The sequence below is a fragment of the Acetitomaculum ruminis DSM 5522 genome, assembly GCF_900112085.1.
GTDB classification, from domain to species: domain Bacteria; phylum Bacillota; class Clostridia; order Lachnospirales; family Lachnospiraceae; genus Acetitomaculum; species Acetitomaculum ruminis.
Genome location: NZ_FOJY01000005.1, coordinates 4,123 through 25,423, shown reverse-complemented (window position 1 = coordinate 25,423; position 21,301 = coordinate 4,123). Strand labels below are relative to the sequence as shown.

The window sequence follows — 21,301 nt, the reverse complement described above, 5'->3', positions numbered from 1 at the left end:
TTTTCTTACCCTTCTAAATCAATCTTTATCCTTTGATACATGTTCCGATTCCGCATAACACCCTGTAAACTTTTTTAGAATTTTGGGCTAAAATTGTGCCACATCTTCCGGTGGCTTCTCTGGCCTGTCTTTCCAGGGCATCAATGGGAACTATGCCATTTCCTACTTCATTTATAATTATAATGGCGTCAGGATTATTCTTTATTACTGTTTCAGTAACTTCTTTTGGGTCTTTTCCATCTTTAATAAGCCTTTTTATCAAAGTATGAAAATTGTTTATAATTTTTCCCTGGTAAATACTTTCAATATCGCATTTTTCTCCATCAACAATATCTTCTTTAGAAAATCCTGTTTTTTCCAAAGCAAAATTTAATTTCCCCTGAAATGCTCCACCTGTAATTAACCACATATTATTTCTCCTATCTGAATATTGTCACGGCAATTACTACCCATAATGCCATAATAAGTTCTGACATTTGTACAAAAAATCCAGCCAAATCTCCTGTTATTCTTCCAAATTTTGAGTAGGACATATGTCTGTAATATCCATAAAATAATAATTCTATAATAAATTCTAATGTTCCAACTAAAGGATCTAACCATATCAGTAGTCCCAGACAGGCAATTATATAAATAATCATAGTTATTGCCACATTTTTTTTCTGGGCTGAATCTGAAAATGTATGCACAAGACCGCTGTTTTTTGCACATTTAAAGGTGACAACCGCCAAACCGCTTAGTGCTCTTGAAAGAACAAAACTAACTGTAAGAAGCAATATGCATTTTAATTTAATATCATACCATACTGCAAAATCTAGTATAAAATAACAAACGCAGGTTATTATTGCAAAAGCTCCGGAATTGGAATCTTTCAGGATTTCCAATCTTTTTTCCATGTCCTGATAGGAACTTATTCCATCTGCCGTATCCAAAAGTCCGTCAAGATGGATTCCTCCGCTTACTACTACCGGAATCAGAATAAGTATTGCTGTTCTTAAGACATTATTTATATCAGTTTTTAATAATAATAGATTTGCCAGATATACAAGAACACCTATGACTACTCCTATTAATGGGAAAAAGCTCATTGCATATCTCATATTTTCCTTTGTCCATTCAATCCTAGGCATGGGTATTTTTGAATACATGGCAAATGACACAATAATGCTTTGTAAAATATTTTTCATTTTATAATCCTTCCTGGCAAAATATTTTTTTAATATTCTTTCTATTTTATATCAATGGGAATTCCAAATACTACCTCAACAACTCTATCTGCTCTTTGGCAAAGCCATTGATTTATAAGTCCTATGTTTTTTATATATTTAACACTTTCTTTTTCGTAGGCTATGCCATCTTCAAAGACATTATTTGTAACCACCACCAGATTTTCTGTCTGGGACAGCAAGTGTTTTAATCCTTCTTTAATGGCATCAACACAGTCTTTTCCCGCACCTTCCGGTGAAAACATCTCATTTGCAACCAAATTTGACATACATTCAAGCAAGGCTGATGAAGCCTTTGGCATATTGACCTTTTCAAGATGTGTCTGACATTCAATGGTATCAAAATTCTTTTTAGCCCTCATTTTTCTGTGTCTTTCTATTTTCTTAAATGCTTCTTCATCAAAAGGCTGCATGGTTGCCAGATAAAATAAATTATTTCCTTTGTTTTCATTGATTATAAGGGATTCAGCAAATTCAGATTTTCCACTGCCGCTTCCTCCGATAACTACTCCTAACACTTTCTACCTCCAAAATAAAAGAGGGCAATCCTACCAATATGGTGAATACGCCCTCCTATATCCATTTTTATATTTCATATTATTATAAGCCAAGAGTTTTAATAAGAAATTTAAAGCTTTCCATTTCAAGCATTAATATCATACTACTTTGAAATTCTACATTTTTTATAACAAAATGCTCATCAATAAGCACAACCTTATCACCAGGCTCTGTCATCTTTTCAGAACCGGCATCTAAAATATTATGTACCTCATCAAGCATAATATGAGGTGGTCTAATATCGATAGTAAGGCTTGTTAATTTTGCCAAAGCGTTTACATAACTTGCTGTTGTAATATTTCCTATCTCACAAAGAGCGGATGCAGCCATTGGTTCCATTGTTGAAAGATTATCTATTTCTATTCCTAAAAAAGGTTTTAGTAACTCATTAACAAAATACCTGTGAAAAATAGTAGTCATAGAACCTTTTAAATCAACATCAACATCTATAACTATACCGGCTGTCTCGCCTTTTTCAACTGTGATAAGTTTTATAGCCTCTTCATAATCTATAATTTTGACATCTGGTACTGTAACATTTACCATACAATTTAACATAGATGAAAGTGCAGTAGCTGCATTTCCTGAGCCAATATTTCCCACTTCCTTCAATGCATCAAGATGTACTTCGCTAATTTCAAACATATAGTTTACCTCCCCCTAATTGCTTTCCTGATCATCTCGCTCTTTTAGCAATTGATAAATTTCAATCTTAATAGACTCACGTTCAGGCAGACCAATAAATATACATCCATATACAAATCCGTCATCTACTTTTTGACTTCTGATAATTTTCAATACTGTATGAATTTCTTCTTTTGTCCAAATAATGATACGAGTGTCGTAAAAAGTCCCAACATTCAATTCGTAGGAAGATTTAAAAGCCAGTCCCGCTGTTGATATATCCATAGTTTCTACATGAAGATACTTTTCAGTGGTTATTTCTTCTTCACTTATACATTCTAACTGTACCGAAACATCCAACGGTAGTCTTTTATATTTTCGTCTCTCTGCGCTCATAACAATTCTCCTTTTGCCAAGTTTACTCTGTATTTTTAATAAGATATTATATAATATTTTATTTCAACATATGACTAAAAGATATATCGGACATTTATTTTTTTTGTTGATTATGAATTGCAAATTATTAAAATTTTAATTATAAAGGCTTATATGCTTCTATTTCAATGTCGCTAAAGGTACTCATTGAGTTATAAACTGCAAGTGAAAGGTCAAGTAACGGATAGAGGGCAACTGCTCCGGTACCTTCTCCTAAACACATATTTGCTGTTATAATTGGATCTTTTTCTAATTTATCAAGCATCATTCGTCCGGCAGGCTCCTTTGATACATGAGAAGCTAAAATATAATCATTTGCTTCTTTCTTCAATAAAACTGCACATAAAGCGGCAACAGAGGAAATAAATCCATCAATTATACAAGGTATTTTTAAGGCGGCACAGCCTAGGAATACTCCGCAAAGTCCTGCAATATCAAGGCCTCCCACCTTTGAAATGACATCGATTGGGTCGTTTTTGTCAGGCTTGTTTAATTCAATTCCTTTTTCTATTGCCTTAATTTTTTTATTTAAGCCTTCAGTTGTAAGTCCGGAACCTTTTCCTGTAACTTTTGAAGCCTCAACGCCTAAAAGAACAGTAGCTACCGCTGAAGAAGTTGTGGTATTTCCAATACCCATCTCTCCTGTAGCAATGATTTTATAACCTTTTTGACTAAGCTCAAGCACTTTATTTATACCAGTTTCTATAGCACTGATGCAAACCTGTCTTGTCATGGCTGCTTCTTTTGTAAAGTTTTTTGTTCCATAAACCTTCTTTTGTGAATGATCTACCCTGGTATCTTTTACCATTCCCACATCCATAGGGAAAAGATCCACATTAAGTTCTTTACACATTACTGCTACACTGGTAGCACAATCCAGAAAATTTTCTGCAACAATTGCTGTTACGGAATTATCTGTCTGAGTTACACCTTCTTCAACAACTCCATTGTCAGCACACATGATAATAAGTCCTTTTTTGTCAAGGTTTACTTTAACATTTCCATTTATCGCAGCAATTTGCATTATGGAATCTTCAAGCTTACCAAGACTGTGAAGAGGTTTTGCTATATCATCCCAATGCTTTTTTGAAGCAAGATAGGCTTCTTTATTAATTGGTTCAATTTTTTCTAATGTTTCTTCTAATGTCATAATGTCTCCTATCTATCTGACCGAAATTATCTTTCTTTTTTATAATGTGAACATTTTTTTACAAAACTGAAAGCAAAATCCGGATTTGAATAGTAATATAAATGAGGAAAACCTGCTGCAAAAGTATCTGAAACATTTATGCAGTCCCATTCTTTATTTCTGTTTGGTTTCTTTGCAATAAATCCGTCACCGTTACAATCTGAATCAAAATAGTGAAACTCGTGGGCTTTTATTTTTTCCCCTTTTTTAGCCAGCACATTATCTTCTTTTGATACAAGTTCCACATATCCGAAACGGTTTAACTTTTGGGTTCTGAATGCTTTACCTTTTATGATGCCTGCCATATTATAGGAAATACCGTCCATTCCTTCCATAAAATCATGTAAATACATAAAACCGCCACATTCTGCCAAAAAAGGAAGTCCGTTTTCAATTTTATTTTTAATCTCATTTAACATGCTTTTATTTTGGGATAATTCTTTCGCAGCCAGTTCAGGATAACCGCCGCCTAAAAGCAGGCCGTCACAATCAGGCAAATGAGCATCATGAAGAGGGGAAAATTCCACTATCTTTGCTCCCATCTTTTCAAATGCTTCTATATTATCTGCATAGTAAAAGCAAAATGCTTCATCCCTTGCCACTGCAATTACCGGTTTTTCATCTTCCGGAAGTTTTTTTAAAGTCACTTCCTTAGCATCTAAATCCGGTGCTTTCTTTGCCAGCTCTATAATTTCATCTATTTCAACTGTTTCTTCTAATATTTTTGATAATTCATTAAGTTTTTCTGATAAATCACTTATTTCATCAGGAGTTACCAAGCCTAGGTGTCTACTTTCAATAACTAAATCCGGTACTGAAGGTACATATCCAAAGGCCTTTATTCCCAATTCATTTTCTATTTTTTCCTTTATGGAAGGATACAGGCTCTTAGGAAGTCTGTTTAAAATAACACCTTTTATTTTATTATCTTTTTTGTAATCCAAAAAACCTTTTATAAGTGCCAGTATGGAAAGACTCATTCCCTTTGTATCCACTACAAGTATAACGGGAGCATCCAGGGTAAGAGAAAGATCATAAGCACTTCCTTCATGGGATTTCAAACCCATTCCATCATAAAACCCCATTACACCTTCTATAACGCTTATGTCACAATCTTTAGCATTTTTCTTGAAAAGGTATTTTGTTACTTCCTTTCCGGTAAAAAATGTATCAAGATTTCTTGATTTTGCTCCTATTACTTTTGAATGAAACATAGGATCTATGTAATCCGGACCGCATTTAAAAGATGCTATTTTCATTTTTCTGTTTACCAGTGCCTGCAATAAACCACAGGTTATCAGGGTTTTACCGCTTCCACTTGAAGGCGCTGCCAACATAAATCTGCTCTCTGCCATAGACTTTCCTTTCTATTTACCATTTCCGGTACAGGAAATAATATAAATAGGGTTTTCTCCCATCATCATATGATATCTTCCTATACTTTTTGACTTACCAACTGCCACACTTACTATATCTTCATCAACTACCTCAAATTCTTTAAGGCATTCCAAAGTTTCAGACACAGTTTCTAAAGCAATAGCATTTACAACTATCCTGATATTTGGATTTTTCTTAAGAAGCAGTGCAAATATCTCTTTCATATTTCCGGAGCTTCCACCAATAAAGGCATGAGTCGGAACAGGTAAATCCTCCATTGCTTCCGGTGCCAGCCCTTCAATTCTTTCAAGATTTGTAACTCCCATTTTTTCCTGGTTTTGCCTGATAAGGTCTAAAGCTTCTGCTTTTTTTTCTATGGAATAAACCATTCCTTCTCTGGCAACTTTTGCCATTTCTATGGAAACAGAACCGGTTCCTGCTCCCACATCATATATAACAGAATCTCTTGTAAGTCTAAGTTTTGAAAGAGATATGCTTCTAACCTCCTCCTTTGTCATAGGAACTTTTCCTCTTATAAATTCTTCATCTGCTATTCCATGGGTAATAACGGAATTTTTTGCAGATTCATTTATAACAAATACAACACAAAGTGCGTCAAATTCTCCTGACAAAAGTTCATTAGGCTTAGCCTTGGTAATTCTTTCGTTTTCATAGGAAAGATTTTCTCCAACATAAACTGTCACATCTGAAAGATTGTATTTTATAAGTTTTTGTGCAAATTCCTTTACACAATCTTTTCCTCCCAATAAAGAAAAGACCTTATAATTGTTTTTTATGGCAGAAATTACATTTTCATTTCTTCCATGGATACTGGCAAGATATGCATCATCCCAAGAAAACTGCAGCTTTGAGGCAAAATATACTACAGATGAGATGCCGCTTAATACCTTAACTTCATACTCTGAAAGAAAATCTAACAATTTCTTTGTTCCACTGTAAAATCCCACATCTCCTGACATGGCAACAACTATATATTCATATTCTGAATGTTCTTTAATATAATCAGAAATCTCCTGTGGCTTATAGGAAATAAATACCGGTTTTTCATATATTTTAAGATTTTCAACCATTCTTCCTGCGCCGATAATCAAATCTGCATCCTTGCAGGCCTTTTGTGCCTCCACGGTCATGTTATCCATATTTCCCATGCCAATTCCTAAAACTGTAATATTTCTTTTCGGGGTAATATTAAAGAAATGACAAATTTCTTTTTTTACTTCTTCAAGGCTTAAGCCTTCATCTATATTACTTCTTCCTACAAGAATAACCTTACAGCCGGTTTCAAGACAGGCATCTATCTTTTCTTCAAAGCCTCCTGCTCTGCCGGATTCCTTTGTAACAAGATATTTGGCATTTGTCATATTTATAAGGGCAACATTCATTTCTTTAGAAAATGGTCCCTGCATACAAATAAGATTTTTCCCTTCAAAGCCTAATTCACCGGCTTCTTTTGCGGAAGTCACGGTAGATAAGACTCTTGCAAATACTCTTTCTTTATAATCAGGAATAATGGTATATTCCTTTAATTCTTTACTGCCTGTGGTCAAAAGAATGTTTCCTGTTTTATCCTTTAAATACATTGCTGCTTGTTTTACACTATCTACCTCAACAAAATCTCCGGAAAAATCCTCATTTTTTCTAAGAAATCTGAGATATTTTTTTCCCTGATTTTCACATGCTTTTTTTATATTGGCCGTCACTTCTTTTGCATAAGGATGAGTAGCATCAACTACAAGGTCAATGTCCTTTTCCTTAATAAATTCAGACATTTTTTCCGAGTCCATTCTCTGGCTTAAAATGTTTAAGCCAGGAATGTCACAAAGCAGTTTTTTTCCATAATCAGTAGCTACTGAAACATAAGTATTTAAATCATTCTTTACACAATACCGGGAAAGAATTCTTCCTTCCAGGGTCCCTGCAAAAATCAAGACATTTTTCAAAACCCTGCCTCCTATTATTTATCTAGCTTATATCCTCTTGGTGTAACCATTTTCCCATTGATTTCTTTTGTCTGGGAATTTCCAATGAAAACAGTTGTAAACATATCTACTTTTGTATCTCTTAATTCTTTTAAAGTCATTACTTTAAAGAATTCTCCTTCGCGTCCTATATTGTTTACAATTCCACATACTGTATCTTCTGATTTATGTTTTAACATAATATCACATGCTTTTTGAAGATAATCATGACGTTTTTTACTTGACGGGTTATAAAGAACAATACCAAAATCAGCTGCAGATGCGTTTTCTAATCTCTTTTCAATTTTTTCGATAGGAGTAAGAAGGTCGCTTAAGCTGATAAGGCAAAAATCATGAATAAGAGGGGCACCTAAAACAGCTGCTCCACCGATAGCTGCAGTAACTCCTGCTACTGTTTCAACTTCAATATCTGGATATTCTGCTCCTATTTCAAGCATTAATCCTGTCATTCCATAAACTCCGGCATCACCTGAGCAAATCATGGCTACAGTCTTGTTTTGACTTGCAACTTCAAAAGCAAGCTTGCATCTTTCAACTTCCTTTTTCATAGGTGTTGTCATAAATTCTTTGTCAGAAAAGTGTTCTTTTACCAGGTCAACATAAACTGTATATCCAACTATTACATCACAGCTTTTTAAAACATTGGCTGCCTTAATGGTCATCTGCTCATATTCTCCCGGTCCGATTCCTACTACATATATCTTACTCAAATTTTACACTCCAATCCGAAAGTGCCAATGCAGCTGTAACTCCGTCATTAGCTGTCTTTCTAACTATTATATTTATTTCTTCGTCATCGTTTTTAGAAGCGCTTTTTTTTGCACTTCTTTCACATACATTATCAACACCTGCAATATTTTTAACAAAGGCAGATGCCGAAAAGTCTCCTTTTACCTGTAAAAGCTCCTTTGAAGTATATACAATAAAAGGGATTTCCACTTCCTGTGCAAATTTAATTATTCCCTGTTCATCTTTTTTAAGATCAACACTTGATACATCTTTTATGGAATGAATTGAAATATTATTCTTTTTTAATGTATCTAAAATATGTTTCTTAACAGATTCAAAATCCTTATTTTTCCTGCATCCCACTCCTAAGCTTGCTATTTTGGGAATCAAGTGAAGTGTATTTTTAAACACTTTACTGTTTTCATCCAAAGTAACATGAATGCCTATTTCCTTTTCTAAAAGTTCAGGTTTTTTTGAATCTTTTTCATAGGTAAGTGCTTTGTCAATGTTTCCTTCAATGGGAAAATCGCTGACAAAGCCTACATATTTATGTTCTAAAACTGAAGCTGCTACTTCTTTTGCAAGCTTCATTTCCTTAATGTACATATTGTTTTTTACGGCAAATACATCAACTGCAAAGGTATTATTGACATCTGTAGCAGTTGTAATTACCGGAAGAGCTCCCGTTATTTTTGAAAGTTTTAAGGTAAGCTCATTGGCACCGCCAATATGTCCTGATAACAATGATATAACAAAATTTGCCCTTTCATCCATAACAATAACCGCCGGGTCTGTTGTCTTTTTTTCAATAAAAGGTGCAATACTTCTAACAGCTATGCCGGTAGCTGAGATAAAAATAATGGCATCATCCTTAAAATGTTCTTTTGTCCATTCCTTTAAAGGCTTTCCCGTTTCTAAAAGACCATATTTAGAAGCATATTTTGAAATAGCATAGGCTTTTACATCATTGTCTTTTTTCAGTTTTTCTAAAATGTTTGCGTTAACTTTACTACCGTTATCAGTAAAGCTTACTATTGAAATGTTCATTTTTAGTTGTGTGAGCTTTTTGTCGCCTGACGGAATTCTGTGGTGAATTCAGGATTATAAAGTTCTGAACGGTCATAGTTTGTATGAGCAACCACATCTCCTACTATGGTAAGAGCTGTCTTTGTAATATTATTATCGGCAGCTGTTTTTGCAAGAGTTTCAAGGGTACATACAAAGGTCTTCTGATCAGGCCAGGTGGCCTTGTATACTAATGCACAAGGAGTATTTGGCTCATAGCCCCCTTCAATAAGTTTCTTTGAAAGTTCTTCTAACATTCCTGTACTTAAAAAGATTACCATTGTAGCATGATGTGCGGCAAAGGTTGAAATTTCTTCCTTTGGCGGTACAGGTGTTCTTCCTGCCATTCTTGTAATTACCACACTTTGAGATACATTCGGTAATGTATATTCAAGATTTAATGCACTTGCTGCTCCTGAAAATGAGCTAACTCCCGGACAATAGTCATATTTAAATCCCAAATCATCAAGAATATCCATCTGCTCTCTTATGGCACCGTAAAGACAAGGATCTCCAGTGTGAAGACGAACTGTAGTCTTGTTTTGAGCCTCTGCCTTTTTCATTTCTTCAATAACTTCTTCTAAAGTCATGTAAGCGCTGTTAAAAACCTTACAATCTTCTTTTTTATATTCAAGCAATGCTTCATTAACCAATGAACCTGCATATATAATTACATCTGCCTCCTGAAGCATTTTCTGACCTCTAACTGTAATAAGATCAGCTGCTCCTGAACCTGCTCCTACGAAATGTATCATTTATTCTTCCTCCTTATCATTATCCTTAACTATTATAAGTGAATAATAACCTGCTGCTTCATTGATTTCATCAATATTGTTATATATTTTTTCGTCAGGCATGCCACAGTTTTCAATCATCATTCCTTTGGCACCTGATTTTTTCAAAGCTTCCTTTACAAGAGGAAGTTTCTTTCCTGCCTTCATTAAAACCTTAGTTCCAGGTAATTTTAAGGCATCTTCAATACCATAAGAGGATGGAATAACATGAAGAGGTTGAGCCTTTTCAACAAGTCCCATGTCAAACTTGGCTGAAACAGCACAAAATGATGTAATCCCACTGATTATCTCTGTTTCATATCCTGCTTTATTAACAAGCTTATGAACATAAATATATGTAGAATATATGGTTGGATCACCTAAAGTAAGAAAAGCCACATTTTTACCTGATTTTAAGTACTCTATTATTTTTTGAGCGGCTTCATTATGATATTGATTTAATTTTTCTTTATCCTTGGTCATTGGCATGTCAACAGGAAGCATTTCTTTATCATCTAAATCTTCCTTAACCTGCTTTACAATCTTGTAGGCTACAGAGGTTTTAATGTCTTTTGTAGGAATAGCTATAACCTCACACTCATTGATAACTCTTAATGCCTTAAGTGTAAGAAGTTCCGGATCTCCCGGTCCGACACCTACTCCAAATAACTTTGTTGCCATACTGTTCTCCTTTCTTAAAACGCCTTTTATAAGTAAAGCGGACATTTTAAAAATCCGCCTTTACACTTTCTTTTTTAAAAATCTATATCTAATATCAGTCTTTTTTATTATGTTCTTTTTTAATAAGGTCCATTAAATCATCTGCATTAGTGGTTCTTCCAAGTTCTCCATATACATTTGAAAAAACAATGGCTCCCATTTCTATGCTCTTTCTGCATCTGTGTTCAAGATAAAATTTAATTTTAGGCATCATAATATCCATTACCTCTTTCATGATTTTCTTTTCCTCTAATATGGAAAGAGCATCATCAGTGGTAACGCAATCCATCATCCTTTTTAAAGTATCCGGGTCGGCTCCTGCCATTAAAGCATTTGCAACCAGTATTTCCATTCTTGCATCCGAACATCTGGAATGGGTATTCATGATTCCTGCTGCCAGTTTGACGAATTTTCCGATATGGCTTACAAAAAGTATTCCCTTTACTTCAAGATTTACTGCCATATCAATGGTATCACCGATGTAATTTGAACTTTGAATTATATCTTTTTCGTCAAAGCCAAAATTAGCAACGGCATAATCCGTACCATAGTTTCCGGGAGTAATCAATAAATACTTCTCACCTGCTGCACAATGAAGGCTCATCTCAGCTTTTATGCTGGCAATCAAAGCATCCTCGCTCATTGGCTCCACGATACCGCTGGTGCCTAATACAGAAATACCTCCTACAATCCCAAGTCTTGGATTAAAGGTCTTTTCTGCCAGTTCTTCACCTTGAGGAATGCTGATAATTACATCCATACCACCATCATAAGCCATATCTTCGATAACTTTAGTCACTTCATCGCTTATCATCTGACGGGGTACCCTGTTTATGGCAGCATTTCCCACAGGCTGATCAAGTCCCGGTTTCGTAACTCTTCCTACACCCTTTCCTCCATCAATATGAACGCCCTGGTGAGGATTCTTATTAACGCGGGAAAAGACAAGAACATTGTCAGTTACATCGGGATCATCTCCACTGTATTTTTTAACGGCACATTGTGCGTATGATTCACCATTTTCATCAACAATAACCGGCTGAAGTATTTCGAGATTAAGTAATATTCCTTTAGGAGTCATTAGCTCCACATAATCAACCTTCTTACCGGAAAGCAACATAATGGCCGCTGCCTTTGAAGCTGCTGCTGCACAGCTGCCTGTTGTATACCCAAATGCAAGTTTTTTGTTATTTTTCACAACATATTTGCCTTCTAATCCATTATTTCTGTTCATTTGGTATAGTTTTTACCTTTCTGATGATATAGTCATTTGATATTATACATCCAAAAGCCTTCCTAGACAACCAAAAACATGGAAAATAAGTCAGCTTAAAATCTGGTATGCTTATTTTTTATTTATCTGGTAGTTTTAATAATGCCAGTTTTTGTATACTATATATAAAACAAATTAAACACTATAAATCATACATGAAAAATAGGATTTAGGAGGAATAAAAAAATGCGTAATGAAAATCTTAGAACTTTAACAATTGCGGCATTGCTTACGGCTTTAACCACTCTTTCTACAATGGTCATCAAGTTTCCTACCGTAACCTTTGGATACATTCATTTGGGAGATGGCTTCGTACTTCTTAGCGGAATAATATTAGGACCTTTTTACGGGGGACTTGCAGCCGGCATAGGCTCAATGTTTGCAGACCTTTTTAGTGGATATGCAATATTTGCTCCGGGAACCTTTATAATAAAAGCTGCTGCCGCTTCAATCATTGGATTTGTTTTTCATAAATTTAAAAATGACTTTTCCATTTCTTCAAACAGAAACAAAAAAGTCATCTTCGGTGGCATACTTGCAGAAAGCGCCATGGTTTTAGGTTATGTTTTATACGAAACATTACTTAATGTCATCACTACTGCTTCATATACATCTCAGTCAATCTTTAAGGGCTTTTTACTGGCCTCAACAGGAATTCCTTTCAATATCGTTCAGGGAATTACAGGGATAACAATATGCTTTTTTATGCTCCCTGTACTTTTAAAAATCGAGTCAGCAAAAAAACTTATCATAAAGTAGATTAATCAATTTTATTATTTTCAAAAAATTCTTTAAAGGCAGAGGAAGAGACATTTTCCTTTGCCTGTTTTAATTCATAGCTTTCCTTTGCATTAACAAGGGTATGTTTTACTTCTCTTTCAAAGTCCCTTGCAGAAAACAGCTCACATCCCTGTCCTCTAATTATCACCTGCTCAACCCCGTCAGAGGTGGCTACGGTAACATTATATTTATGACCGATTTCATGGGCGGTTTTTTCTATATAAGCATCAGCAGTTTCAGCCTCTTTGGTATATACCACATGGATATTGTTGTATTTGTAATGATGTTCCCTGCCTCCTTCTACCTTGTAGGCATCAAATACCAATATCAGGCTGCAGTTTTTGTATCCCTGATAATTGGACAAAATATCCATCAGTCTTCCTCTTGCCGCTTCAAAACTTACTTCTGACAATTGCCTTAATTCATCCCAGGCATATATAATATTGTATCCGTCTACCAAAAGATATTCCTTGGCACCTGCTTTTTTCTTTCCTTTATAATGAAGCTCTGCATCTGAAACCACAGGTTTTGACTTTTTATTGTAGCCTTTTTTTCTGTTTTCATCACTTCTAAAGGTTCTGTTAAAGATTTCATCCAAATCTTCGCTGCTGTATTTTTCACTTTTACTTTCAAGGGCTCTTTTTTTGGCCTGTAAAATATCTTTGCCGGTAATTTCTGTGCTTAAAGCTTCATTTTCTTCAATTTCAGCTGCCTCCATATCATACCATGGAACATAAATACCTGCTCCATGGGAACAGTAAATCGAACCTGTAGGATTTTTTAAATCAAGCTCCGAATCATAATTCATTTTTTCAATAACTTCTTCTTCGTTATGACAAGGACCGTAGCCTCTCATGGATAAATTTATTATACCCTCATTTTTCGTATAGGCCAATAATTCGCTCTGGTAGCCTTCCATGGTGGAAACAGGAACTTTTCCGTAGATAAAACACTTATCTTCTACTGTTTCCTGGGACAAAATTTTTCCATACATCTTTTCCATGTCCGTCATAACCCTGCCCACAAAATTTAGGGGTACCTGTATATTAAAATCATAATAAGGCTCTAAAAGCCTTGATTTTGCCTTTTTTAATCCCTGTCTTACAGCTCTATAGGTAGCCTGTCTAAAGTCTCCCCCTTCTGTATGCTTTTCATGGGCTTTTCCACCTATAACGGTAATTTTCATGTCTGTTATTTTTGAGCCTGTTAAAACCCCTACATGCTCTTTTTCCTTTAAGTGGGTTAAAATCAGCCTTTGCCAGTTTTTAGCAAGCAGTTCTTCACGACAATCCGTATCAAATTCCATACCGCTTCCTTCTTCTAAAGGCTCTAACAAAAGATTTACATGGGCATAATGACGAAGTGGCTCAAAATGGCCTATTCCCACTACCGGCTCTTCTATGGTTTCTTTGTAAACAATGGTTCCGCTTCCAAATTCAATATTCAAATCAAATCTATCCGAAATAATATTATTTAATATTTCTATCTGGACTTCCCCCATTATTTTTACAATTATCTCCTGGGTTTCTTCTATCCATTCAATGCTAAGGGAAGGCTCCTCCTCCATAATTTCCCCTAGTTTTTTAAACATACTAAGGGGATTTTCACCCTTTGGCAAAATTATCTTATAGGAAAGATAGGGTTCAATCATATTTAAGGTATTATTTTTTTCAAAGCCAAGTCCTTCATTTGGAAAGGTGTTTTCAAGACCTGTTACGGCACAAACAGTACCTGCCATAACTTCATTTACAGCCTCAAAGCCATCTCCTGAGTATAATCTGATCTGAGTTACTTTGTTTTCCCAGGGTTTTGGAGCACTTTCATCCTTTAATAAATCCCTTACTTTTAAGGTTCCTCCGGTTATTTTCAGATGAGTCAGCCTGTTATTTTGCTTATCCCTTGATATTTTATAAACTCTGGCGCCAAAATCTTTTGGATATTCCTTTTTCTTAGAATATAAATATATTCCCTCTAATAATTCCTCTATTCCTTCCATTTTTAAGGCACTTCCAAAAAATACAGGAAAAAGCTTTCTTTTTTCTATCAAGGAAGCAATTATTTCATTGGAAATACAGCCCTTTTCCAGAAAATCCTCTAAAATATTTTCATCAAGACAGGCTATTTCCTCATAAAATTCATCTTCTTTTTCTCTTGAAAAATCTATTGCCCCATCACCAAAATATTCTTTAATCTCATTTAAAAGATTTTCTTTATTTACGCCATTTTGGTCCATTTTATTAGCAAAAATAAGGGTTGGAACTTTATTGATTTTTAAAAGCCTGGACAAAACCTTGGTCTGACCTGTTATACCGTCTGCCCCGCTTATTATTAATATTGCCATATCTAAAATCTGAAGGGTTCTTTCCATTTCCGGAGAAAAGTCATTATGTCCCGGAGTATCTACAATAGTAGCCTCCATGTCTTTGTAGGAAAATCTTGCTTCCTTAGAAAATATGGTTATCCCACGCTTTTTTTCCATCTCGTAGGTATCTAAAAAAGCATCTCCTTTGTCAACTCTGCCGGCTTTTCTTATGGCATTGCTTTTAAACAGGATGCTTTCTGAAAGTGTAGTTTTACCGGCGTCAACATGAGCCAGTATTCCAATCGCCAGTTGTTTCATATATATAATATCTACTAAAATGTCACTTTCTTATAAAGTTTTAGCAGATTCTCCTTTCTAAGCTTTGAAAAATTTTTTATTAAGTATAACACAAGTTTTTAAATATTAGTGCAAAAAACCCACCGGCTTTTGCAGGTGGACTCATATACATCTATATTAGTTTTACCGGCTTGAATTTAAGAAAATCTCCTGAAACCAGTACATATTCTACCTGGTTTACCATTCCCTGAAAACTGTCGAAAAATCTGTCTTTTCCATGGCAATGAGAATATACCACATATCTGCAGCCGTATTTTTCAGCAATTTGTGTGAAAGGACTTTCCATCTCACCGATGCTTGTAGGGGGATAATGAAGAAACATTATAAATTTCTTGTAACCGTCTTTTTTGGCTTCTTCAAAGGATTTTTCAAGTCTTTCAACTTCCCTGTCACGAATTTTTAAAAAGTGCTCATAAGTATCAAGCCCCTCATAACAATAACCTTTAGTCCCCACCAATGCATAGTCTTCATAGCTATAATAATTGTTTTGTAAAAAATATAGCCTGTCCTTATAAAGCTCATTTAGTCTTCCTGTCTTTTTTGCGTCCCAAAACATATCATGGTTTCCCCTTAAAAGAATCTTTCTTCCCGGAAGATTTTCAATAAACTTAAGATCCATTTGGCATTGACTAAGATTTTTTCCCCAAGAATGGTCACCGGTTATTACCAGGGTGTCCTCCTTATTTATTAACTTTCTGCAGTTTTTTTCGATTTTTTTCGGGTGATTTTTCCACACATCTCCAAAAATATCCATTGGTTTTCCCGCCTGAAATGCCAGATGAAAATCCCCCATTGCGTATAAAGCCATAGTTTTTTCCTTTTTTTTAAAATTTTTTGTTGGTTATATGATAGCATAGTTTGTTAATTATTCCCAAATTCCAATTTTAAAAATTTTCATCGGCGTGTATCAATTCATATCAAAAGGAGGGCATACATATGCAAGAAGCTACAATTGATAAATGTAACATGCTATTTTGTGACTATTATAAACAATGGATAAGTATATATAAAGAAGGAGCCATACGACCTGTAACCATGCAAAAATACAACATGGCCTACAGATGGCTTAGTAAACTCATACCCGATTTAATAATATGTGATTTGGATAGATTCTCTTATCAAAAACTGTTAAACGACTATGCCCTTGAGCATGAGCGCCAAACAACAATGGACTTTCACCATCATCTAAAATGTGCAATTCTTGACGCTGTTGATGAAGGATTGATTCCACATGATCCAACAAGAAAAGCCATCATCAAAGGGAAACAGCCAAGACAAAAAAAGCCAAAATTTCTAAATCAATTTGAATTACACAAACTACTGGAGGATTTGGAGCTTACAGAACAATTAAATATGGACTGGCTGATACTTTTAGTTGCAAAAACCGGCATGCGATTTTCAGAAGCTTTGGCACTTACTCCAAAAGACTTTGACTTAAGCCATCAGTTACTTTCTGTATCAAAAACCTGGGATTATAAAGGTCAGGGTGGATTTCTTCCAACCAAAAACCAATCATCCATTAGAAAAATTCCACTGGATTGGAAGACCGTTATGCAATTTGCTCAACTAATCAAAAATCTTCCGGATGATAAACCTGTGTTTATTCAAAAGAAAATATATAACTCTACAGTAAATGACCTTTTGGCCAGACATTGTAAGCATGCTCATGTTCCGGAAATATCAATACACGGGTTACGCCACACACATGCTTCACTCCTTCTTTTTGCAGGAGTATCTATAGCAAGTGTTGCAAGACGACTTGGCCATTCCAATATAACAACAACACAAAAAACTTATCTTCACATAATACAAGAACTAGAAAGTAAGGACATAGATATAATAATGAGGTCATTATCAAATCTTAATTCCTGATAATTCCCCCCACGCCGATGATAAAAAAGCTTGCAGCATTTAAAACTGCAAGCTTAAAAAAACTTCTTTAAGCCAATAGAGGTTTAATAGCAGGCATTAATTCTTCTTTGAAATCTTTAATTAACGCACCATTAAATTTAAACTTAGGTAGAGCATTCTTAGTAGATTCTTTATAGGCAGAATAGTTGGCTCTTTCCTTTAATTTATTTTCATTTGCCAATTCACCATCTCTGAAATTAAAAGCCTCATATTTAACATCGTCAACAGAAATAAACCATTTTTCTGCAAATTTTCTAACTTCAATGTTAATTGTCTTTAAACGTAATTCATTAATTATTACTGACATATCCTTTCCAATAAACTTAAGTTTATCACTTTCAATATCATTTAAAACCTTAAATAGAATATCGCTAAGTCTCGGATTATCTTTAGAATATTCATTAACCATTTCACGAAGTTCACTCATTTTTTCTTCAAATTCAGTTTCATCAAGTTCACTGCCATCTTCATTTAAAATATCAACAAATCCCTGTAATAACTCTACTATGTATTCAAAATCTATTTTAAATTTACTAAATGCAACCAATTCATAATCGTCAATTATAGGCTCCTTACCATTATCACTAGGCGAATCATCATCTTTCTTTAACTCTTCTAAAATGTTTACGTAAGTTGCTGCATAATCATCATAAATATCCTGTGAAAAGCCAAGTTTTTCAACAACATCATCAGTATAAGTTGAAAATGATTTTAAATGTGCAAAATCATGGTCAAGATCTCTAAATAGCTTGATAAATGTCCTCTTTTGTTTTTTTGATAAACTGTTGGCATCTTGGGGACTTGCCACAAAAGTCCTAATTGTTTTTAATGACAAATTAAAATTTTCAAGAACAGTATGCCAGTCTTCAGCCAGAGCTTTCCCGTATCCTCCTTTAGAATACATAATTAATGCATCATTAATTTTTTCTTTAAACTCCTCAGGTACTCTAAAAGTAACAACCTGACCATACTCCTTATTTGCATCAAATAAACGATTAGTACGAGAAAAGGCCTGAATGATCCCCTGAGGACTCATAGGAGGTCTGTCAATAAATAATGTAGACAGACAAGGTGCATCAAATCCCGTTAATAATCGGTCAACAACTATTACCAAATCTATCTGCTGGGCTCTGTCATAATAACGTTTTTCTTTTCTTGCTAATCTTTCGTTTAAATTGTTATTATATGCCCCTAATCCTTCAATCTGATATCCTGTTCCATAATAATTGTTGTAATATTCAAGAAACCTTTTCATGGCATCCTGATTGGCCTGGGATGACTCCTTATTTTCTATAACGGAAAAAGTAATGGCCACCTTAGGAAAATCAGGTAAAACACGTTTTATTTCTTCATTGATTTTTAATTCATCTTCTCCGTTTTTAATTTTTTGAATCAAATCATAATACTTTTGAGCCATGGCAATAGATTCTACAGTAAGCATGGCTTCATAGGTTTTACCTTTTCCATTTTGCATTCCAAGTTTTGTAAATGAATGATTTAAAATTACATCAAGAACATTTCTCATATGTTTTTCGCTACGATAATAGGCAGCTTCTTCATCCGGCTTAATATCTTTTGGTCCCAAATTTTCAACATTAAATCCCAATACAGCCCCATCATGAATAGCATCTTTTATAGTATAATCATGGAGACATGGACCGTACAATTCTTCTGTTGTCTGAGGCAAATCTCCCTTTTGCTCATAACTGTTTTTATCAAAAATAGGTGTTCCCGTAAAGCCAAACCAGATAGAATTACTAAAAAATCTTTCTATATCTCTCTTGGTTTGGGGAGTTACAGCTCTATGACATTCATCAACAACAAAGGCTACTTTAAGAGCTCTTATTTTTTCGTATTCTCTTGTACCTTCTTTTAATCTTCGATTAATCATTACCTGCATCTTCTGACGAGTAGTAACAATCATCTGACGATTATTATCTGCCAATCTTTTAATAAGACTCCCGACGTTTTCCGTATCATCTACATCTATAGTGTCATTTCCGGCATAAGACTGAAATGCACCTTTTGTTTGCATATCAAGATCTTTTCTGTCTATTAAAAATATAGTCTTTTCAATAGATGGAATATCCATAAGCAGATTTCTTGTTGACTTATATGAAGTCATTGTTTTTCCGGAACCTGTTGTATGCCAGATATATCCTGATTTTCCACTTTTTGAAGCTTGTCTCATAGCCTCTATTGCATGTATCTGATAAGGACGAAGAATTAATAATCTCTTTTTATCATTGTCTAATACCGTATATTTTGTAACCATTTCATGAGCTTTAGGAATTCTAAGAACTGAATCTGCAAATTCAAGATAGTCACAAACAGGCTTATTATCTTTATCAATCCATCCGCTTAAGAATTTAGCATTTAATTCCGTATCACGGGCAGCTGAAAAATATCTGGTATCTACAGCATTACTTACAGCGAACATCTGAACATTAGAAAAAATCCCACGAAATTTTCCTTCTTTGATATATTTTTTTATCTGTCTGAAACCATCCATGTAAGTATGAGTTTTATTTTTAAGTTCTATATGTATCAAAGGAATTCCGTTAATTAAAAGGGTAACATCAAATCTTCTGTTTCTACCCTTTTCTTCATCTTCATTTTTAAATGTCTGATATTGGTTTATAACTTCGTAAACGCTTGAACCACCGGCAATATGCTCATTATTCATTACCAGTAAGTGCAATGTTTCATTTCCTCTTTGGACATGAACATAAACTTTTCCATTTTCTCCTGCCAGCCATTTGCCTGCATCGTAAAATGATGCATGAGAAACATCATTTTTCACCTTTGCAAATTCGGACTCACTTAATGGTGTATCATTAAGCTTTGATTTATTAATCTGCTCAAGAATATATTTAAAATTCTTCCATAAATCTTCTTCATTTTTCAGGTCAGGGCGATATGTCCATTGGGACTCTCCATTGCACAATTTCTCTATTAACTTTTTCTCTAATTCTGCCTCTAACTCTGCCATTTTTTTCCTCCGTTACATTTTTCTTCTCTGTTGTTTACCGATGTATTTGTATTTAAATAATTTTGTTTTATGTTTTATATATTCTTTAATTCATCATACTTTTTTTGATGAAGAGTTGCAAAGCTACAGAAATCTTTGATTTCGTTGTAGCTTCCATGCAAAGTGCTCCCAAGAATGCAAGCCAAAGGCGTAGCATGATTTGTTGAGCACTGCTGCTGATAAAGTTAAATAAACATATTTTGTAGCATATATTTTTTTAGTTTTTTTAATTCATCGCACTTTTGTTGATGAAGGGTGATAAGGTTGTCAAGCTTTACAAAATACTCCGAAATCTTAATTTGCTCATCTCTACTTGGAAAACACACTTCACCTTTTAGAGCATTTTCATCCGATACCTTCATATCATTTTTAGCACCCTTATTTACTAATGGATGCATGTAATTGTTCATTCTGGAATCTTGCTCAAAATAAATTTGAACGAAGTCAGAATATACATTATCCTGTGGTTTATAAACGGCATACAAAGTTGATACAATGCCTGGTTTTCCTTTGTTTGTCTTGATTATTCCGTATGGATTAGATTTAAGCGGAGACTTTGTGTATACCACATCTCCAGTCTCAACAATACCATAAGGAGCAACAGAGACTCCCGCAAATGAACGCCCCTGAAATTCTATCTGATTTACTATGCCATAGTCCCCTGATACAGAGAGAACATCTTCTTTTCCATACGCTTCATCTTTGTTCTTTGCCCTAGACACTTCCAAGTATTCGTTTAACTTACGCTGTTCCCACTCTTCAGTAAAACCTTTAAATCTGATTTCAGGTTTTTTTTCGCCTTTTTTCGGAAACATTTTTTGAAGCATGTATTTTTTTAATTTTTGGGTTTCGTCACACTTTCGCTGATGAAGGGTGATAAGGTTGTCAATACTCTTAAAATATTCTCCGATTTTCTTCTGCTCATCATATGACGACACCGCTGTTTCGACA

Annotated in this window: 18 protein-coding genes and 1 pseudogene; 2 read left to right on the top strand and 17 right to left on the bottom strand. The window is 34.6% G+C overall.

What is annotated here, in order from left to right:
- Nucleotides 1-25: 25 nt before the first annotated feature.
- The 13 genes from BM153_RS04110 to cbiD all read right to left on the bottom strand — a co-directional run bounded on the left by BM153_RS04110 (nucleotide 26) and on the right by cbiD (nucleotide 11,894).
- Nucleotides 26-409, bottom strand: coding sequence for a bifunctional adenosylcobinamide kinase/adenosylcobinamide-phosphate guanylyltransferase (locus BM153_RS04110; protein ID WP_092871049.1), 384 nt, complete (start codon nucleotides 407-409; stop codon nucleotides 26-28).
- 10 nt (nucleotides 410-419) lie between these two features.
- Nucleotides 420-1,187 carry an adenosylcobinamide-GDP ribazoletransferase gene (locus BM153_RS04105; protein ID WP_092871047.1) on the bottom strand — a complete coding sequence of 256 codons (768 nt, stop codon included), beginning with the start codon at nucleotides 1,185-1,187 and terminating at the stop codon, nucleotides 420-422.
- Nucleotides 1,188-1,228: 41 nt separating this feature from the next.
- Nucleotides 1,229-1,744, bottom strand: a complete 516-nt coding sequence (locus tag BM153_RS04100; RefSeq protein ID WP_092871045.1) for a bifunctional adenosylcobinamide kinase/adenosylcobinamide-phosphate guanylyltransferase — start codon at nucleotides 1,742-1,744, stop codon at nucleotides 1,229-1,231.
- Between the two features lie 82 nt (nucleotides 1,745-1,826).
- Nucleotides 1,827-2,429: a chemotaxis protein CheC gene (locus tag BM153_RS04095; protein ID WP_092871043.1), complete on the bottom strand. Its 603-nt coding sequence runs from the start codon at nucleotides 2,427-2,429 to the stop codon at nucleotides 1,827-1,829.
- A gap of 15 nt (nucleotides 2,430-2,444) precedes the next feature.
- Nucleotides 2,445-2,804: a PilZ domain-containing protein gene (locus BM153_RS04090; RefSeq protein WP_092871041.1), complete on the bottom strand. Its 360-nt coding sequence runs from the start codon at nucleotides 2,802-2,804 to the stop codon at nucleotides 2,445-2,447.
- A 139-nt stretch (nucleotides 2,805-2,943) separates the two neighbouring features.
- Nucleotides 2,944-3,993, bottom strand: a complete 1,050-nt coding sequence (gene cobT, locus BM153_RS04085; protein ID WP_092871039.1) for a nicotinate-nucleotide--dimethylbenzimidazole phosphoribosyltransferase — start codon at nucleotides 3,991-3,993, stop codon at nucleotides 2,944-2,946.
- A 26-nt stretch (nucleotides 3,994-4,019) separates the two neighbouring features.
- A complete protein-coding gene (locus BM153_RS04080; RefSeq protein WP_092871037.1) occupies nucleotides 4,020-5,387 on the bottom strand; it encodes a cobyrinic acid a,c-diamide synthase CobB in 1,368 nt (455 codons plus the stop codon).
- A 12-nt stretch (nucleotides 5,388-5,399) separates the two neighbouring features.
- Nucleotides 5,400-7,370 carry a precorrin-6A reductase gene (gene cobK / locus BM153_RS04075; RefSeq protein WP_092871035.1) on the bottom strand — a complete coding sequence of 657 codons (1,971 nt, stop codon included), beginning with the start codon at nucleotides 7,368-7,370 and terminating at the stop codon, nucleotides 5,400-5,402.
- A 14-nt stretch (nucleotides 7,371-7,384) separates the two neighbouring features.
- Complete coding sequence (gene cobJ / locus BM153_RS04070) at nucleotides 7,385-8,119, bottom strand: precorrin-3B C(17)-methyltransferase (RefSeq protein WP_092871033.1); 735 nt, start codon at nucleotides 8,117-8,119, stop codon at nucleotides 7,385-7,387.
- Nucleotides 8,112-9,185 (bottom strand): cobalt-precorrin 5A hydrolase, encoded by a 1,074-nt coding sequence (locus BM153_RS04065; protein WP_092871031.1) that lies wholly within the window; start codon nucleotides 9,183-9,185, stop codon nucleotides 8,112-8,114. Before BM153_RS04065 ends, cobJ begins: the two co-directional genes overlap by 8 nt.
- Before the next feature lie 2 nt (nucleotides 9,186-9,187).
- Nucleotides 9,188-9,958, bottom strand: a complete 771-nt coding sequence (cobM, locus tag BM153_RS04060; protein ID WP_092871029.1) for a precorrin-4 C(11)-methyltransferase — start codon at nucleotides 9,956-9,958, stop codon at nucleotides 9,188-9,190.
- On the bottom strand, nucleotides 9,959-10,657 hold the full coding sequence (gene cobI / locus BM153_RS04055) for a precorrin-2 C(20)-methyltransferase (protein ID WP_092871313.1): 699 nt from the start codon (nucleotides 10,655-10,657) through the stop codon (nucleotides 9,959-9,961).
- 94 nt (nucleotides 10,658-10,751) lie between these two features.
- On the bottom strand, nucleotides 10,752-11,894 hold the full coding sequence (gene cbiD, locus BM153_RS04050; RefSeq protein WP_330392010.1) for a cobalt-precorrin-5B (C(1))-methyltransferase CbiD: 1,143 nt from the start codon (nucleotides 11,892-11,894) through the stop codon (nucleotides 10,752-10,754).
- 261 nt (nucleotides 11,895-12,155) lie between these two features.
- Between cbiD and BM153_RS04045 the strand changes: the two genes are divergently transcribed.
- A complete protein-coding gene (locus BM153_RS04045; protein ID WP_092871025.1) occupies nucleotides 12,156-12,728 on the top strand; it encodes an ECF transporter S component in 573 nt (190 codons plus the stop codon).
- A 1-nt stretch (nucleotide 12,729) separates the two neighbouring features.
- On the opposite strand, the gene BM153_RS04040 is transcribed toward BM153_RS04045, so the two are convergent.
- On the bottom strand, nucleotides 12,730-15,369 hold the full coding sequence (locus tag BM153_RS04040) for a translation factor GTPase family protein (RefSeq protein WP_092871023.1): 2,640 nt from the start codon (nucleotides 15,367-15,369) through the stop codon (nucleotides 12,730-12,732).
- Between the two features lie 151 nt (nucleotides 15,370-15,520).
- Nucleotides 15,521-16,216: a metallophosphoesterase gene (locus BM153_RS04035; protein WP_092871021.1), complete on the bottom strand. Its 696-nt coding sequence runs from the start codon at nucleotides 16,214-16,216 to the stop codon at nucleotides 15,521-15,523.
- Between the two features lie 128 nt (nucleotides 16,217-16,344).
- Between BM153_RS04035 and BM153_RS04030 the strand changes: the two genes are divergently transcribed.
- The gene (locus BM153_RS04030) at nucleotides 16,345-17,280 is read left to right on the top strand and encodes a site-specific integrase (RefSeq protein ID WP_177205571.1); all 936 of its coding nucleotides are present in this window, start codon (nucleotides 16,345-16,347) and stop codon (nucleotides 17,278-17,280) included.
- Between the two features lie 67 nt (nucleotides 17,281-17,347).
- Here BM153_RS04030 and BM153_RS04025 read toward each other — a convergent pair whose 3' ends face one another.
- Nucleotides 17,348-20,311, bottom strand: coding sequence for a type I restriction endonuclease subunit R (locus BM153_RS04025; protein WP_092871019.1), 2,964 nt, complete (start codon nucleotides 20,309-20,311; stop codon nucleotides 17,348-17,350).
- 224 nt (nucleotides 20,312-20,535) lie between these two features.
- Nucleotides 20,536-21,301 (bottom strand): annotated as a pseudogene (locus tag BM153_RS13865) (restriction endonuclease subunit S); the annotation flags it as partial.